General features: G+C 69.2%; 21 protein-coding genes. 8 read left to right on the top strand and 13 right to left on the bottom strand.

The window, feature by feature from the left end; translation table 11 throughout:
* Positions 1-157: 157 nt before the first annotated feature.
* The 5 genes from AC3ANK_RS12910 to AC3ANK_RS12890 form a co-directional block, all read right to left on the bottom strand.
* Positions 158-652, bottom strand: coding sequence for a hypothetical protein (locus tag AC3ANK_RS12910; RefSeq protein ID WP_484171362.1), 495 nt, complete (start codon positions 650-652; stop codon positions 158-160).
* Between the two features lie 105 nt (positions 653-757).
* Positions 758-1024, bottom strand: a complete 267-nt coding sequence (minE, locus tag AC3ANK_RS12905) for a cell division topological specificity factor MinE (RefSeq protein ID WP_206861171.1) — start codon at positions 1022-1024, stop codon at positions 758-760.
* Between the two features lie 3 nt (positions 1025-1027).
* Positions 1028-1837, bottom strand: coding sequence for a septum site-determining protein MinD (minD, locus tag AC3ANK_RS12900; RefSeq protein ID WP_206861170.1), 810 nt, complete (start codon positions 1835-1837; stop codon positions 1028-1030).
* Between the two features lie 25 nt (positions 1838-1862).
* Entirely contained in the window at positions 1863-2642 is a 780-nt protein-coding gene (minC, locus tag AC3ANK_RS12895; RefSeq protein WP_484172879.1) for a septum site-determining protein MinC, read from the bottom strand.
* Between the two features lie 8 nt (positions 2643-2650).
* Positions 2651-3250: a GNAT family N-acetyltransferase gene (locus AC3ANK_RS12890; RefSeq protein ID WP_206861169.1), complete on the bottom strand. Its 600-nt coding sequence runs from the start codon at positions 3248-3250 to the stop codon at positions 2651-2653.
* Between the two features lie 186 nt (positions 3251-3436).
* Between AC3ANK_RS12890 and AC3ANK_RS12885 the strand changes: the two genes are divergently transcribed.
* From AC3ANK_RS12885 to AC3ANK_RS12860, 6 genes are all read left to right on the top strand, one after another.
* The gene (locus AC3ANK_RS12885) at positions 3437-4630 is read left to right on the top strand and encodes a sensor histidine kinase (protein ID WP_206861168.1); all 1194 of its coding nucleotides are present in this window, start codon (positions 3437-3439) and stop codon (positions 4628-4630) included.
* On the top strand, positions 4627-5268 hold the full coding sequence (locus AC3ANK_RS12880; protein ID WP_206861167.1) for a response regulator: 642 nt from the start codon (positions 4627-4629) through the stop codon (positions 5266-5268). Before AC3ANK_RS12885 ends, AC3ANK_RS12880 begins: the two co-directional genes overlap by 4 nt.
* Before the next feature lie 309 nt (positions 5269-5577).
* Entirely contained in the window at positions 5578-6654 is a 1077-nt protein-coding gene (locus AC3ANK_RS12875; protein ID WP_206861166.1) for a polyketide cyclase, read from the top strand.
* A 285-nt stretch (positions 6655-6939) separates the two neighbouring features.
* Entirely contained in the window at positions 6940-7317 is a 378-nt protein-coding gene (locus tag AC3ANK_RS12870; protein ID WP_206861165.1) for a DUF423 domain-containing protein, read from the top strand.
* Position 7318: 1 nt separating this feature from the next.
* Positions 7319-7993, top strand: a complete 675-nt coding sequence (locus AC3ANK_RS12865) for a DNA-3-methyladenine glycosylase family protein (protein ID WP_484171361.1) — start codon at positions 7319-7321, stop codon at positions 7991-7993.
* A 92-nt stretch (positions 7994-8085) separates the two neighbouring features.
* Entirely contained in the window at positions 8086-8481 is a 396-nt protein-coding gene (locus tag AC3ANK_RS12860; RefSeq protein ID WP_206861163.1) for a hypothetical protein, read from the top strand.
* A 33-nt stretch (positions 8482-8514) separates the two neighbouring features.
* Here AC3ANK_RS12860 and AC3ANK_RS12855 read toward each other — a convergent pair whose 3' ends face one another.
* The 6 genes from AC3ANK_RS12855 to AC3ANK_RS12830 form a co-directional block, all read right to left on the bottom strand.
* The gene (locus tag AC3ANK_RS12855; protein ID WP_206861162.1) at positions 8515-9324 is read right to left on the bottom strand and encodes a M15 family metallopeptidase; all 810 of its coding nucleotides are present in this window, start codon (positions 9322-9324) and stop codon (positions 8515-8517) included.
* Positions 9325-9369: 45 nt separating this feature from the next.
* A complete protein-coding gene (locus AC3ANK_RS12850; protein WP_320415179.1) occupies positions 9370-9546 on the bottom strand; it encodes a DUF4177 domain-containing protein in 177 nt (58 codons plus the stop codon).
* Complete coding sequence (locus AC3ANK_RS12845; RefSeq protein WP_206861161.1) at positions 9543-9731, bottom strand: Arc family DNA binding domain-containing protein; 189 nt, start codon at positions 9729-9731, stop codon at positions 9543-9545. The genes AC3ANK_RS12850 and AC3ANK_RS12845 overlap by 4 nt, the downstream gene beginning before the upstream one ends.
* Positions 9732-9741: 10 nt before the next feature.
* Positions 9742-10029, bottom strand: coding sequence for a hypothetical protein (locus AC3ANK_RS12840; RefSeq protein WP_206861160.1), 288 nt, complete (start codon positions 10027-10029; stop codon positions 9742-9744).
* 7 nt (positions 10030-10036) lie between these two features.
* The gene (locus tag AC3ANK_RS12835) at positions 10037-10912 is read right to left on the bottom strand and encodes an SPFH domain-containing protein (protein WP_206861159.1); all 876 of its coding nucleotides are present in this window, start codon (positions 10910-10912) and stop codon (positions 10037-10039) included.
* A gap of 225 nt (positions 10913-11137) precedes the next feature.
* On the bottom strand, positions 11138-12067 hold the full coding sequence (locus tag AC3ANK_RS12830) for an SdiA-regulated/phytase-like domain-containing protein (RefSeq protein WP_206861158.1): 930 nt from the start codon (positions 12065-12067) through the stop codon (positions 11138-11140).
* Between the two features lie 141 nt (positions 12068-12208).
* Here AC3ANK_RS12830 and purT point away from each other — a divergent pair, with 141 nt between their 5' ends.
* Both purT and AC3ANK_RS12820 read left to right on the top strand, forming a co-directional pair.
* Positions 12209-13408, top strand: a complete 1200-nt coding sequence (purT, locus tag AC3ANK_RS12825) for a formate-dependent phosphoribosylglycinamide formyltransferase (RefSeq protein ID WP_206861157.1) — start codon at positions 12209-12211, stop codon at positions 13406-13408.
* Positions 13409-13415: 7 nt separating this feature from the next.
* Positions 13416-13853, top strand: a complete 438-nt coding sequence (locus tag AC3ANK_RS12820) for a hypothetical protein (protein ID WP_206861156.1) — start codon at positions 13416-13418, stop codon at positions 13851-13853.
* A gap of 236 nt (positions 13854-14089) precedes the next feature.
* Here the strand turns inward: AC3ANK_RS12820 and AC3ANK_RS12815 are convergent, their stop codons facing one another.
* Entirely contained in the window at positions 14090-15331 is a 1242-nt protein-coding gene (locus AC3ANK_RS12815) for an endonuclease/exonuclease/phosphatase family protein (protein ID WP_206861155.1), read from the bottom strand.
* Between the two features lie 79 nt (positions 15332-15410).
* On the bottom strand, positions 15411-16145 hold the full coding sequence (locus AC3ANK_RS12810) for an arginyltransferase (RefSeq protein WP_242525122.1): 735 nt from the start codon (positions 16143-16145) through the stop codon (positions 15411-15413).
* Positions 16146-16281 lie beyond the last annotated feature (136 nt).

Genomic DNA, 16281 nt, shown 5'->3' with positions numbered 1-16281 from the left:
GAAGGCTAGAGGCCACGCAGGATGCGCGCAAGGGAAGGAAGTTTGGTGCGGTGCAGCGCGGCGCTGTTTCGCGGCGTCACCGTGCTCTTGTACCCCGGGTAAGCGAAGCGCACCCGGGTCGAGCGTGACAGATCCCGGCGCGCTTCGCTTACCCTGGCTACAACACCGGGGCGGGATCAGGCATTGCCAGGGAGCGCGACGCCGAATCCGCCAGACCGCGCACATGCAGCCATTCCCACGCGCTGTCCGAATCCCGCTCGAAATACGCCTTCGCCGAGCCCAGCCGGAACGTGTAGCCCCAGCCGTCCATGTCCGCGAGCACGCGTTCGCGTCCGACGCCCGGCAGGGCATCGCCGAGCAGCGCCTGCAGCACGCACACGGCGTCTTCTTCCTCGATGGAATCGGTCGCGTCGGTGTGCACCTGCTCGCGACGTTCCGGCGGCAGGACGATCAGGTGCGCGGCCTCGTGCAGCAGCGAATGCACCGGCGTGTCGCCACGCGCGTAGACGTTGGTGCCGATCAGTCCCGCTTCGCATTCGCCCCAGTAGCTGCCGGGGATCGGCTCGCCGTCCGCCACGCGATGCAGTGCCAGGCCGTAGCGGGCGAGGAGTGCGGCGGTGGTGGCGAAGTCGATGTCGGCGAGCGTGAGCATGGAGCTGGGAACGAGGAACGAATGGAAGCAGGAACGACAACCTGGAGAAAGCAGGCGCGAGAAACGACGACTCGTTTCTCGCGCCTCGCCCCTCGTTCCTCGTCTTCACGCCTGCGCCGGGTTCTCCGGCAACGCGACCGAAATATCCAGCACCTTGCTGTCGCCTTCGCCGATCAGGTCGACCTTGACCGCTTCGGCGTCGACATTGATGTACTTGCGGATCACCTCGAGCAGTTCGCGCTGCAGCATCGGCAGGTAGTCCGGGCTGCTGCCGCCGCGGCCGGCGCGCTCGTGCGCGACGATGATGCGCAGGCGGTCCTTGGCGATCGTGGCGGTCTGCTTCTTGGCGAGCAGGAAATCGAACAGGCCCATTCCTCAACCTCCGAAGATCTTGCTGAAGAATCCCTTCTTCTCTGCGGTGATGAAACGCATCGGCCGGGTATCGCCCAGCAGGCGCGCGACGGCGTCGTCATAGGCCTGGGCCGCGTTGGACTCGGTTTCCAGGATGACCGGTTCGCCCTTGTTCGACGCATTGAGCACGTCGGGCGATTCGGGGATCACGCCGATGGTCTTGAGGCCGAGGATCTCCTCGACGTCGCCGACCGACAGCATCTCGCCCGTTTCCACGCGGTTCGGGCTGTAGCGGGTGAGCAGCAGGTGTTCCTTGATGCGCTCGCCGTTCTCGGCGCGGCGCGTCTTGGACGACAGCAGGCCGAGGATGCGGTCGGAGTCGCGCACCGACGACACCTCCGGGTTCACCACGACCAGCGCCTGGTCGGCGAAGTACATGGCCAGGTAGGCGCCCTTCTCGATGCCGGCCGGCGAGTCGCACACGATGTAGTCGAAGCCGTCGGCGACGAGGTCGTCGAGCACCTTCTGCACGCCTTCCTTGGTCAGCGCGTCCTTGTCGCGCGTCTGCGAGGCGGCGAGCACGTACAGGTTCTCGAAACGCTTGTCCTTGATCAGCGCCTGCTTCAGGTTCGCCTCGCCGTTGACGACGTTGACGAAGTCGTACACCACGCGACGCTCGCAGCCCATGATCAGGTCGAGGTTGCGCAGGCCCACGTCGAAGTCGATGACCGCCACCTTGTGGCCGCGGCGCGCGAGGCCGCACGCGAGGCTGGCGCTGGTCGTGGTCTTGCCGACGCCGCCCTTGCCCGAGGTGACTACGATGATTTCGGCCACTAAACAATCCTCCGGTAATGCGGTCTCAATCCAGAGCCGCGATCTTTAGTTGTTGGTCTTCGAGCCAGATCTGCACGGCCTTGCCGCGCAGTTCCTTCGGAATTTCTTCCATCACTTTGTAGTGGCCCGCGACGGCGACGAGTTCGGCATGGAACTCGCGGCAGAAGATGCGGGCCTGTTCGTTGCCCTTCGCGCCTGCGAGCGCGCGACCACGCAACGGCCCGTAAATATGCACCGAGCCGTCGGAGATCACCTCCGCGCCGGCGCCCACCGTTGTAAGAACGGTCAGGTCGCGGTTCTCGGCGTAGATCTGCTGGCCCGAACGCACGGGGGCGGACTGGATCATGCCTGGCGCGACGTTCGCGGCGGGCGTCGGCGAAGGCGCCGGCGCGGGCGCGCTCTTCGCGGCCTTCGGTGCGGGCTCCGGCTCGCGGCGCGCCGGGGCCGGCGCGTCCGGCTGCGGCGCCTGCTCGTCGCGCTCGTACGAGGCGCGGAACTTCGCCAGCAGCGGCAGGCCCAGCGCTTCGGACAGGCGCTCGATCTCGCTGGTGCCGTACGCGAGCGCCACCGGCAGCACGCCGGCCGCGCGCAGGCCTTCGATCAGCGCACGCGCGGTGGCTTCGTCGGGCGTGCGCGTGAGGCCGCCGAAATCGATCACCACCGCCGCGCGGGCGAACAGCTTCGGCGCGCGCTGCACCCGGCCGCGCATCTCTTCGACGAGCTTGGCCACGTCGAGGGTGCGGATGCGCAGGTTCGCGATGCCGACCTGGCCGATCTTGAGCTCGCCGGCCAGTTCGAAGTCCATCGCGGCGCTCACAGGGCGGTACCCGTCGGGCGGTGCTTGGCCACCGGCGTGCGCGGACGGGTGATCCACGGCACCTGCGGCAGCGCGTCGCCGTAGGTCTCGCGAACCCAGCCGAAGCTGCACAGCGGCTTCATGAGCATCGCCGCGCGTACGTCGGCTTCGTCCATCACGTGCTGGCCGACTTCGTGGAAACCGAAACTGCCGTGGAAGAGCAGGGCGGGGTCGTTGGAACCTTCCAGGAACACCTCGCACGCCATCTGCGGGTAGCGCAGTTCGGCATAGCTCTGCGCATCGGCGTAGAACGCGCGGCCGACGCCGCCGCCGCGACGGCGGCTGGCCACCACGATGCGGTCGATGTAGAAGAAATCCGGGTAACGCTCGCGGAACCAGCGGAAATTGCTGCTGTCGTGGTCCGCATGGCTGCTCACGCCGATCAGGAAGCCGGCGATGGCCCCGTCGCGCTCGGCGACGCGGAAGTACTCGGCGGTATCGAAGAAGTGACGCAGTCTGGCCGCATCCAGCGGCAGGATCGCAGGGCCGGCGGCGTTGTTGAGGGCAAGGACGGAATCCAGCTCGTGCTCACGCACGTCGCGGACGACGATCGACATTCCAGGCTCCAGCTGATGCATCGGGCCGGGCGCGAGGGCACGGCGGGCCGGGCGATTATCGCATGGCTGCCTCCCCCGGGCGACCCGTCACGGCAGCGATTCCGAAGGCGTGCGAGGATGCGCGTAGCCGCTCAGACATGACTTTCGGACGGCTCCCCAGGCCCTTGATGCGTTTAGCATGCCGGCATGTTGGCCCGCCTCAATCACACCCGACTGCTGCGCTACACGGGCCTGTTCACCTGGGGCGCGGTGGGCCTGTGGCTGCTCAGCGTCTGGTTCGACCCGACCATCCTGAGTCCCGACACCGAGGGCCCGCCGGCGCTGCAGATCCTGCGCTGGCTGGTGGTTTACCTCGCGTTCGGGCTGATCTACTGGTGGATCAGCCGCCAGCTCGGCCGCACCAGCGGGGCGCTCGACAAGGTCCTGTTGCTGGTGCTCACCGGCTGCGCGATCGGCGTGGGCTACTTCTCGCGCACCGGCCTGGGCTCGATCCTGCTGATGGTGGTCGCCGGCCTGCTGCCGTGGCTCATGCCGGTGCGCTGGGGCCTGGCGCTGCTGGTCGGCGGCAACGTGGCGATCATCCCGCTGTTCGTCGAAGCGCTGGATTTCCCGCCGATGGTGGCGGTGCTGCAGTCGGTGACCTACATGGGCTTCTCCAGCCTGGTCTTCGTCACCGCGCTGGTGGCGCGCCAGCAGGCCGAAGCCCGCGAGGAGCAGCGCCGCCTCAACGCCGAACTGCGCGCCACGCGCGCGCTGCTGGGCGAGAGCGTGCGCGTGAACGAACGCACGCGCATCTCGCGCGAACTGCACGACCTGCTCGGCCACCACCTCACCGCGCTGAGCCTCAACCTGGAAGTCGCCGGGCATCTGTCCGAGGGCCGGGTGAAGGAGCACGTCCAGCAGGCGCACACGCTCGCGCGCCTGCTGCTGACCGACGTGCGCGAAGCGGTCAGCCAGCTGCGCGAGGGTGGGGCGATCGACCTCTCCGCCGCGCTGTTGCCGCTGGCCGAGAACGTGCCGGCGCTGGAGATCCACATGGACATCCAGGCGCCGCTGACCCTGGACGACCCCGAGCGCGCGCACGTGCTGCTGCGCTGCACGCAGGAAATCATCACCAACGCCGTGCGCCACGCCGGCGCGCGCAACCTGTGGATCAACGCCGGAAGGCGTTCGGACTGCATCGTCATGAGCGCGCGCGACGACGGCCACGGAAGCGACAATCTCGTCGCCGGCAACGGCCTGCGCGGCATGCGCGAGCGCCTGCAGGCCCACGGCGGGGACCTCAAGATCGAAACCCGGCTGGGAGCGGGCTTCTGCCTGCATCTGACGCTGCCGGCCTCGGCGGCTGCTGCCGCTGCCTGCGAAGGAGCCATCGCATGATCCGTGTGTTGATAGTCGACGACCAGACGCTGGTCCGGCAGGGTGTCCGCTCCCTGCTGGCGCTGGCCGAAGGCATCGAGGTAATCGGCGAAGCCGGCGACGGCCGCCAGGCGGTGGAACTGGTCCCGCAGCTCAATCCCGACGTGGTGCTGATGGACATGCGCATGCCGGTGATGTCGGGGCTGGAAGCGCTGCAGACGATGGCGCGCAACAACACGTTGCCGCCGACGATCATCCTGACCACCTTCGACGACGACCAGCTGGTGCTGGCCGGCCTGAAGGCGGGCGCGAAGGGCTACCTGCTCAAGGACGTCACGCTGGAGAAGCTGGTCAGCGCGATCCAGGCCGTCGCCGAAGGCGGCTCGCTGGTGCAGCCGGCGGTGACCCAGCGCCTGCTCTCGGGCCTGGAAAACGTGCGCAACGAGTTCGTCAGCCTCGATCGCCCCGACCCGCTGACCGAGCGCGAAACCGAGATCCTGCGCCTGATGGCCGGCGGCTTTTCCAACAAGGAAATCGCCAATTCGCTGGGCGTGGCCGAGGGCACGATCAAGAACCACGTGTCGAACATCCTGTCCAAGCTGGGCGTGCGCGATCGCACCCGCGCGGTGCTGAAGGCGTTCGAATTGCAACTGGTCTGACCTCGCCCCGATGCATCCACGAGGCGCCTTCTCCCGCGATGGGAGAAGGCGCCTTCGCAGGTGAGCGGGCATTGCCGCAGGGAAACCGGCTCCCGGCTCAAGCGTCGGGCACCGGCCCACGGGAACGGGAACGAATACCGGGTCGATGTGGTCCGACAGGCCGGCACGAACCCTGTGCCGATCCTGCTCTCCCATGTCTCGCGACCCCACTTTTCTTGCCCAGGACAGCTGCCCCGGCCGCGGCTTCCTTGATACGATTGCCGGTCTGTGTCCCGGTCCGACCGGGTCCCGGCCCTCGGAGAAACCTGAATGACCCGCCTGATCGAGATTTTGATTTCCCTGGCCATCGTGGCCGCGCTTTTCCTCATCGTAGGCATCGCGCTGCCGTCGAGCCGTCACCTCGAGCACTCGGTTGAAACCAACCGCAAGCTCACCATCGTGTTCGACAGCCTCAACAGCCTCAAGCGCTTCAAGGACTGGAACCCGCTCGTCCTGCGCGATCCGCGCATCCAGCTGAAGCTCTCCGGTCCGGAATCCGGCGTCGGCGCCCGCCTGGATTACGACTCCCAGGAAAAGGGCCTGCGCCAGGGCAGCTGGGAAATCACCGCCAGCGAACCGGGCAAGCGCGTCGCCTATGCGCTGACCGACATCGAGCCGGGTCGCAACAAGCGCACCGAATTCACCCTGAAGCCGACCGGCCGCGGTGGTCGTAACGTCGAGATCACCCAGACCTACGACGTCGACTACGGCTGGAACCTGATCGGCCGCTACGCCGGCCTGTACGTCAGCAGCAACGTGGGCGAGGACATGAAGCTCGGTCTGTCGCGCCTGAGCAACATGCTGGCCGCCGTGCCGAACTACGACTACGCGGAGCTGAGCAAGGACGATCCGGCCAAGGCGCCGAAGATCGTCGAGCGTCCGGCCGAGAACCTGCTGGTCGTCACCGCCGCGGTGGAGCGCACCAACGACAAGGTCATGGGCCAGATCAACTCCAACATGGAGTGGATCAAGAAGGTCATGGCCGCCAACGGCCTGGAGCCGGCCGGTCCGGTCCGCATCGTGACCAACGAGTTCGGTTCGGAAATGTATTCGTTCGACGTCGCCCAGCCGGTCAAGAAGACGGGCGCCGCCGACGGCGCGCAGAAGCTGGACATCAAGGTCGAGGGCCCGGTGCAGGCCGTGTTCGTCGAGCCGGCGCGCGTGGCGATGGTGCCGGGCTTCAAGGGCCACATGGCCAACCTGCCGAAGGTGCGCGATGCACTGCGCGGCTGGGCGCTGACCCACGGCTACGAGACGGTCGACCGTCCGTACGAAGCCTGGACCGGCGGCATCCCGGCGGGCTTCACCGAGGAAGGAACCTACGACGTGTTCTGGGCCGTCAAGTAAGACGCCCGGCCCACGCCGAAGACGTTTCACCGAACGCGCCGCGGACTCCGCGGCGCGTTTGTGTTTGGGCCGATGCATCGCTCCTGCGAAAAGCGTCGAGGCCGCCGAAACACGGATGACGCCACGACGAAGCGGCGGTTCGAATACGCCCGCCTTGCGCGTGTCGATCCGCGTTGTTCATCCGCAGCACCGTGTCGTTCGCGGGCACGACCGTTTGGCGATGCCACGATCAGGCGCTATCGTGCTCCCTTCGCGCAGCGCCATCGACGCAAAGGGACGATCCGCATGGGCCTCTACCCGAGCACGCACCACCTGCCGCTGTCGGCGCGGCTGATCGCCGCGGCCGGCGCGCTGCTCGCTGCGGCGGCTGTCGCGTTGTCGGCGTATGCCTCGCATGCCGCGCAGGCGGAAGACGTGCAACGGCTGCACAGCGCCGCGCTGTTCGCCTTCGGCCACGGCATCGCGCTCGCCGCGCTGGTGCCGCGACGGCCGCGTGCGTTCCGCACCGTCGCGCTCGTGCTGTTGCTGCTGGGCACGCTGGTGTTTTCCGGCAGTCTCGCCGGCGCCGTGCTCGCCGGCCTGCCGACGCGGTTCGCGCCCATCGGCGGTAGCATGATGATCCTGGCGTGGGTGCTCTACGCCGTCGATGCGCTGAGGCGCTGACGTGCCGCGTTTCTCGCGAGGATTCGACACCGGCGCCGCGCACGCGCACCTGGTCAGACGCGACCGCAGGCTCGCGCGCTGGATGAAGAAGATCGGCCCGATCGAACCCGATCCGCGTTGGCGCAAGCCATTCGATCCGGTCGATGCGCTCGCGCGCGCGATCCTCTACCAGCAGCTCAGCGGCAAGGCGGCGGCGACGATCGTCGGCCGCGTCGAAACGGCGATCGGCGCCACGCGTTTCCACGCCGACACGCTCGCGCGCATCGACGACGCGGGCCTGCGCGCGTGTGGTGTGTCCGGCAACAAGACGCTCGCGCTGCGCGACCTCGCCGCGCGCGAGGCGAGGGGCGAGATCCCCGACCTTCGCCGCATGAGCGTCATGGACAACGACGCCATCGTGCAGGCGCTGGTGCCGGTGCGGGGCATCGGCCGCTGGACGGTCGAGATGATGCTGATGTTCCGCCTCGGCCGGCCCGACGTGCTGCCCACCGACGACCTCGGCATCCGCAAGGGCGCCCAGCGCGTGGACGCCCTGGAGGACATGCCCACCCCCAGGGCGCTGGCCGAAGCCGGCGAGCGCTGGGGCCCGTACCGGACCTACGCCAGCCTGTACCTGTGGCGAATCGCGGACTTCGCGGCGGCGGCGAAGGAGCCGACGAAGCGTTCCCAGGACTGACGTCCGGCCGGCCGCGACGCCGGCGTGACGCGCCCCGTGCCTAGATTCGCGACGTGGACGGCCGCCGCGCCGTCGCTCCGAGGAGGTTCGTCATGCGATCGCTCCAACGCTCCGGCTTCATCCGCGCCCTGTCGCTCGCCGTGTTGATCCTGGCGTGCCCCGCGCTCGCGCTGGCGGCACCGTCGAACAAGTGGCGCATCCAGGTCAGCAGCGACGCCGACAGCGACGGCGTCGTGGTCTTCCGCGTCGCACCGACCGACGCCGCGCCGGTCGACATCGCCGTGCAGGTGCCCAAGGACGCCCGCGAGAACCACATCGCCCGCCTGATCCGCGACACCCTGCGCGCGCGCCTCGGCGACAGATACAGGATCGAGATCGACGACGGCGAGGACGTGCTGCTGAAGAAGCACTACGGTGGCGCCGACTTCGACCTGACGATCACGCAGAAGACCGCCGCGGGCGTGCGCATCACGCTGGATCGCGAATAGCGGTGTGGGCCGCGCGCAGGCGCCGGAAAACGATCAGCGTCCGCGATACGCCCAATGCCACGGCTCGTACACGATGCCGTGCGGGTTGTCGCGCGGATAGCTCATGACGAAGCCGTAGCCGGCGGCGTTGTCGCGCAGCCAGGCGAAGGCGTGCGTGCGTTCGAAGGACTCCTCGGCGGGCGGTTCGTCCGGCGCGCCGATGTCGAGCGCGAGGCCGGAATGGTGCTCGCTGTAGCCAGGGGCGGCGTTGACGGTGAGGATCTCCTCCACCCCCAGTCCGCGCGCGCGCTTGCGTTCGAAAATGCCGAGCTGGTAATCGTGGCTGCGATAACCGGAGATCGCCTCCAGCACCACGCCGTCGCGCAGCGCGCCTTCGCGCAGGTGCGACCACGCGCGCGCCGCATCCACGTGCAGCCACAGCGGACGGCCGTAGCGATCGAAGCCGGCGAAGGCGAGCCAGTCGGGCTCGGCGACGAGCGACAGGCCGGTGCGCTTGGCGTAGGCGTGGTCGAGGCCGAGCTGCTCGAGCCGTTCCTCGAGCCGGTCGAGCGGGAGTTCGTGGACGTGTTCGAGCCCGGCGCGGCGATGCGCCGGCGCGGCGTCGAGACGGTCGAGGGCGTCGTCCAGGCCCGGCTCGCCGCGCAGCCTGGGCACCAGCGCGAGCAGGCCTTCGGGCAGATCCGCGGCGAGGTATTGGCCGTCGCGCTTGCGCCGCAGCACGTGGCGGGCGCGCGCGAGCGCGCGTGCGTCGAAGTTGCTGCGTGCGCGCAGCAGGCCGCCCGGCCAGATCTCGATCCGGGAGGTGTTGATCAACGCCGTTTTGTGGGGGACGAGGCCGCGCATGCGGGACAGGTTAGCCGGGAGGCGGCGGCGATGCAGCCGCGCCGATCACGCCGGCCGCTTCAGCACCGCGCGCAGATGGTCGAACGGCGTTATCGGCATCACGCTGACCAGCTCCCAGCCCTCCTCGCCGAGGCGGTTGAGTTCCTCCTGCAGCCGTTCGCTGACGGCCGGGCCGATCATGCGCGGCACGATTTCCAACACCTGGTACGTCCACTGGGTCACGTCGATTCCTCGTCGGATGCGGGATGTGGAGTATGCCCCGGCAACCGCCCGGCCTTGCGCAGCGCGTCGCGCAGCACGTATTCGATCTGCGCGTTGAGGCTGCGCAGTTCGTCGTCGGCCCAGCGCTGCGCGGCGGACAGCACCTCGGCGTTGATGCGCAGCGGATAGCCTTTCTTCTCGCTCACCCGGCCTCCGTCAGCGCGGCCCGGGGCGACCGCGGCCGAGCTTGAACAGCAGCACCAGCCCGAGCCCGTTGACGGCCACCACCATCGCCACGATCACCGCCAGTCGCCGCGTTTCGTTGTCGCCCGCCCACACCAGGCCGAGCGCGCCGGCGAGGATCGCCACGCCGACCAGGCGCATCACCCGCGCCAGCGGCGGCGCCGGCGCGCCGCGCGGACGGCCGCGCGACATGAGTGCGGCGGCGACGAACGCGGGCAGGCTGCTGATCGCGAGGATCACCGCAATGACGTAATCGCCCATCGTCGCCTCAGTACAGCGTGCCGGCGTTGACGATCGGCTGGGTCGAGCGCTCGCCGCACAGCACCACCAGCAGGTTGCTGACCATGTGCGCCTTGCGCTCCTCGTCCAGGTTCACCACGCCGTTCTTCTGCAGTTCCGCCAACGCCATCTCGACCATGCCGACCGCACCGGCGACGATCCGCGTGCGCGCGGCGATGATCGCATTCGCCTGCTGGCGCTGCAGCATCGCCTGGGCGATTTCCGGTGCGTAGGCGAGATGGCTGATGCGCGCGTCGATCACGCGCACGCCGGCGTCGGCGAGGCGTTCGGCCAGTTCGTCCTGCAGGTGCTGGCTGATTTCCGCCGCATGGCTGCGCAGCGCGAGCTGGCCTTCCTCGTGCTGGTCGTACGGATAGCTGGTGGCCATCGCCCGCAGCGCCGATTCGGACTGGATGTGCACGAAGCTTTCGTAATCGTCGACGTTGTAGACGGCCTCGGCGCTGTCCACGACCTGCCAGACGATGACCGCGGCGATTTCGATCGGGCTGCCGTCGAGCTCGTTGACCTTCAGCTTGCCGCTTTCGAAGTTGCGCACGCGCTGGCTCACCTTCTTCTTGGCGAGAAAGGGGTTGTTCCAGCGCAGGCCGTTCTCCTTGACCGTGCCGACGTACTTGCCGAACAGGCTCAGCACCGCGGCCTTGTTCGGCTCGACCATGTACAGGCCGAACAGCGCGACGAAGCTCGCCAGTCCCAGCGCGAGCGCGCCGGCAACGCGCGCGCCCGAACCGTCGCCGCTGGCGACGCCCAGGCCGGACAGCAGCAACCAGCCGGCGACCAGGATCAGTGCGAGCAGCACCAGCAGGATCGGGATCCCGGGCAGGGAGTGGAGCGGATTCTCTTTCATCGCGGCGACCTCCATTCGTCGGTGGAGGTTTGATATCAGAAAGATATCAGGTTGCGCAATCGGGACGCGGAGCCGGCCGATGAGCGGCCTGAAAGAAGAGGAACTTGGAGAGAGGAACGGGAAACCAGTCCGCGGAATCCGGCCTCCAGGCGCTGCCGGAGGGGCGGCGACAGGGAAGAGGGTTGCTCCCGCTCGTTTCCCGTTCCGCCCGACGCGTTCCTCGCTTCAGGGCACGATCCGGTAAAGCGGCGCCGGAATGAATTCGCCCGTGGCGTACAGCGCGGTGCCGTCGGCGCTCCAGCCGAGCGCCTCGGCCTGCGGCAACCAGGGCAGGGGGGCGAAGCGCGGCGCGCGCGACACGGCGTCGCCCCAGCCTTCCTCGCCCAGGCGCGGGTAGAGCAGCAGCCAGCGGTAGGTCATGACGGCCATCGTGCGATGGTCGGGCGAGATGTCGGCCGCCGTGACCTGGCTGTCCAGCCGCGCGCGCTGCGGATTGCGGCGCAGTGCTTCGGGCGATGCGCGCGGCACGCCGGCCAGCGCGCCGAGCCGCTGCGCCGTCTGCAACGCGGTGCCGGACGGTTGCAGCGGCAGCGAGAACAGCTCCGGCGGCTGGCGCTTCTTCGACACCAGCAGCACCTGCCCGCGTTCGGCATCGACGGCGACGGCCTCGCAGTCGCGCGGGCCGTCGGGCCAGCGGAAGGCGATCGACCACGCCGGGCGCAGGCGCGCGTTCTCGAGCTTCTCCGGCTCCTCGATCACGTGCAGTTGCAGGCTGCGCCGCAGACCGCCGTTGTCGCCGGTGTCGGCGATCAGCAGGTACGCCTTGCCGTCCAGTTCGAAGGCGGCGATGTCTTCCCAGTCGGTCTTGGTGACGCCTTCCACGCGCAACGTCGCCAGGCGCGTGCCGTTGGTGCTGACCGCGAACAGGCGTTCGGGGTTGCCGCCGTCGTCGTGCATCCACAGCACGTCGCGATGGCGGCGCGAGGCGGCCAGGCCGCTGATCTCGTCCATCTGCGGGTCGAGGAGCACACCGGCCAGGCGCGTGCCGTGTTCGGGTGCGGGCGGCGGCTGCGCTTCGCGCGAACACGCCGAAACGGCCATCGCGAGCGCGACGACCATCCATTGGATCAGCAGGCGCGGGTGGGGGCCGGGCATCGGGGCAAGGATCGCATGCCGATACCGCGCGCCGACAGCCCGCATCGGTCGCATCGGCCCGCACAATGTGCGGCCCGCAGGCCGGCGACGAGCCGCCGCCGGTACACTGGCGGTCTTCTTCCCCACGTTCCAGGATCGCGCATGGTCACGCTCGGCACGCCCTTGTCCCCGCACGGTTTCCGCGTGCTCCTGCTCGGCTCGGGCGAACTGGGCAAGGAAGTGGCGATCGAGCTGCAGCGCTTCGGCGCCGAGGTCATCGCCGCCGACCGTTACGCCGACGCGCCGGCGATGCAGGTCGCGCATCGCAGCCACGTGCTGGACATGCTCGACGGCGCCGCCGTGCGCGCGCTGGTCGCGCTGGAACGCCCGCACCTGATCGTGCCGGAGATCGAGGCGATCCACACGCAGACGCTGGTCGAGCTGGAACGCGAATTCGAAGCGCGCGGCAGCGACGTGCGCGTGATTCCGACCGCCCGCGCGGCGCGCCTCACGATGGACCGCGAGGGCATCCGCCGCCTCGCCGCCGAAACGCTGGGCCTGCCGACGTCGAAGTACCGCTTCGTCGACACGCTGGAGGACTACCGCGCCGCCGTGGCCGACGTCGGCATTCCCTGCGTGGTGAAGCCGGTGATGTCGTCCTCCGGCAAGGGCCAGAGCCTGGTGCGTTCGGAGGCCGACATCGATGCTGCATGGAACTACGCGCAGACCGGCGGTCGCGCCGGCGCGGGGCGCGTGATCGTGGAAGGTTTCATCGACTTCGATTACGAAATCACCCTGCTGACCGTGCGCCACGCCGGCGGCACCACGTTCTGCGCGCCGATCGGCCACCTGCAGCGCGACGGCGACTATCGCGAAAGCTGGCAGCCGCAGGCGATGTCGCCGCGCGCGCTGGAGCGTTCGCAGGAGATCGCGCGTGCGATCACCGAGGACCTCGGCGGCTGGGGCGTGTTCGGCGTCGAACTGTTCGTGAAGGGCGACGAGGTGTGGTTCAGCGAAGTCTCGCCGCGACCGCACGACACCGGGCTGGTCACGCTGATCTCGCAGGACCTGAGCGAATTCGCGCTGCACGCGCGCGCGATCCTCGGCCTGCCGATCCCGTCGGTCCGGCAGTACGGGCCGGCCGCGTCGTGCGCGGTGCTCGCGCAGGGGCATGGCGTGCCGGTGTTCTCCGGCGTGGATGCCGCGCTGGCGCAGGCCGACACGCAGCTTCGCCTGTTCGGCAAGCCGCGCGTGGAAGGACATCGCCGGGTCGCCGTGACGCTCGCGCTGGGCGGGGACATCGACGCGGCGCGCGAACGCGCCCGCGATGCCGCCGCCGCGCTCACCATCGAACTGCGCTGAGGTCGCCATGGTCGAGGACGCCAAGCACGATCGTTTCCTGGGTTACGCGGTGTTCCTGTACCCGCAGGCGCTGGAGATCCTGGGCGAAGCCATTCGCCCCTACCTGCACGACGGCCCGCACGGCCCGCACGTGTTGTGCGGCGCGATCGACACCGGCGGCGCGCTGATCGAGATGACGCTGCAGGGCCGCACCGCGGAGGGCCAGGATGTCGAGATCGAGCTGATGATTCCGACAGGCATGGTCCGCATGATCGTGTCGGCGCGCAGCGATGCGGTGTTCGGTTTCGGTCCGCGCGTGTACGCACCGGAGCCGGGCACGTCCGCGCTGCCACCCGCGCCGCTGGCATCGGCGCAGCCGGTGTCGATGCCGGTGGAGTTCGCCAGGCCGGTGGCGGATGCGGTGCCGCCGGTGACCGGGAAGCTGCCGGGGACGCCGGAAGGGTGAGGTTGTTGCTCGTCATCGCGACGATGGCGATGCTCTTGTAGCCCGGGTAAGCGAAGCGCAGCCGGGTTCCGACGCGACCAAGCCAAAAGGAAGGTTGCAGTTTGAGGATGCAGCGCGCTGCGGCGCGTTCATCGTAATCGGACGCCGATTGCACCGGGGCGCGGTGCGCTTCGCTTACCCGGGCTACAACAGCCGGGCCAGCAACACCCGCGCGAACCAACGAACAGATCGCGTGATTACTCCGCCGCCCGCGACGCCGCCAGATCCACCCACACCAGGTGATGGTCGCTGCCATCGGCGATCGCCGCGTCCGCCGACGAAGATGCCGGCCAGAACACGCCGCTGTCCTTCCACGCGAAGCCCACCGACGGCAGCACGTAATCCAGCCGCATCGTGCCCGCCTTCGGGCCGAAGTCGCCGGTCGCGTGCGCGGGCGCGCCGCGATGCGCGAGGCCGGATGCGGTGTACTTCGCCGTCGTCTCCACCGCGCCGTCGCTGCGCGGCGTCGGATGGCGCAGCACGCGCGGGTGCTCGAGCAGTTCGACGATCGCTTCATGACGACCGTCGCCGTCGACCGGGTCGTTGTTCAGATCGCCCGCGATCACGAAGCGCGCATCCCCGGCGAGACCGCCGCAACGGCCGCGGTCGTCGCACAGCCAGGGCTTGTCGCCGGGCGAAAGGTATTCCGACCACAACCGGATTTCGTCCGCATTGCGCGCACCGTTGCGATCCTCGGGGCCGTCGAACACCGGCGGCGTCGGATGCGAGACGAGGAAGTGCACCACGCCCGCCGGCGTGCGCACCGGCACGTCCCAGTGCGATTTCGACGAGAGCCGCAACTGCGACCAGATCTCCGCCGGATACCACGGCGCGTTCGTCCGCGGATCGATCGGCTGGCGCGCGCCGGGCAGGGCGCTCCACTTGAGCAACTGGAACGTGCGCACCTGCCCGGCGTCGATCGGGAACTTCGACAGCACCAGCATCCCGTACTGGCCGGGATGCAGGCCATAACCCCACGCGTCGTTGCCGCGATCGCGGCCGTCGCCGCCGGCCGTGCCGTTGCGGTCGAGGTCCAGGCCGCTCGGCACCCCGGTGTTCACCGGCGCGAAGTAGCGATACGGATAGCGCAGCGGATCGCCGCCGCCGGGCTGCGCGATTTCCAGGTAATGCCGCTGGAACAGATCGGCCGCGCGGCCGTCGGGATCGAAATCGAATTCGTTGAGCAGCACCAGGTCCGGACGCACGCGCTGCAGCACGGCGGCGATCTTGCGCGCGCCGCCGTCGCCCGATTCGAGGCGGCGGACGAGTCCGCCGGTGTCGTCGTCGTAGAGCGAGGTGTTGTACGTCGCCACGCGCAGCGTCGCGTCGTCGCTCATCGCACGCGCCCACGCATCGGGATCGCCCTTGACGTTGACCTGCACGCAGGCGGTGAGGAGAAGCGCCAGCGGCGCGGCGAGGAAGAGGGGGAGTCTGGACATCGCGCGATTCTGTCACGCGTGCGCGCCAGCCGGATGACAGCGCGTGGCGACGCGATGCGGGCGATCGGGTGCGTGGCGCTCAGGGCAGGTCGTGCCATTGGCGGCCGTCGAAGGCTTCCAGCGGACGGAAGCGCCGCTTGTAGTCCATCTTCGGGTGGCCGTCGATCCAGTAGCCCAGGTACACGTGGCGGCGGCGTTCGCGGCGCGCCCATTCGATCTGCCGGAGGATCGCCAGCGTGCCCAGCCCGCGCCCGGCTTCGTCGGGATCGTAGAAGGTGTAGACGGCCGACAGCGACACATCGGTGCAATCGGTGACCGCGACCGCGAGCAGCTTGCCGGGGCCCTGCTGCGAGGGATCGCGCAGTTCGAGGAAACGGCCTTCGCTCCAGCTGCCGATCAGGAACTGGTCGAACTCCGCCGCGCCGTGGCCGTCCATGCCGCCGCCGGCGTGGCGCGAGGCGAGGTAACGCCGGTACAGCGCGAGCTGTTCACCGGTGCGATGCGCCGGCAGCACGCGCATTTCGACCGATGCGTTGCGCGCCAGGCAGCGGCGCTGGCTGCGGTCGGGCACGAAGCGGTCCACCGGGATGCGCACCGCCACGCAGGCGCGGCAGCCGGCGCAATGCGGGCGGTAGACGATGTCGCCGGAGCGGCGGAAGCCCCAGCTCAGCGCGTGCGGATACCAGTGGCGCAGGCGCGGATCGCGCGGGTCGAGCACCAGGTCGCGCGCGGCACGCTCCGGCCAGTAGCCGCATGCGTGTTCGCCCGTGTGGAACAGGCGCAGGTCGTCGCTGTCCTGCGGTTCGGTGCCCATGCACGCAGCATAGCGCTGCCGCACGTGAGGGCAACGCTGTCGCCCGACTGAACGCGGCCGGCACGACGTCAACCGGGCGATGCGGTGCGCGTTGACTGGACATCGGCGCCGCCCGGTGCCGCTCCCAGGAGCCATT

This window comes from Lysobacter sp. SCRH-1R (assembly GCF_057747855.1).
The sequence above is the reverse complement of the archived record's forward strand: the minus strand, read 5'-3'. Positions and strand labels throughout refer to the sequence as shown.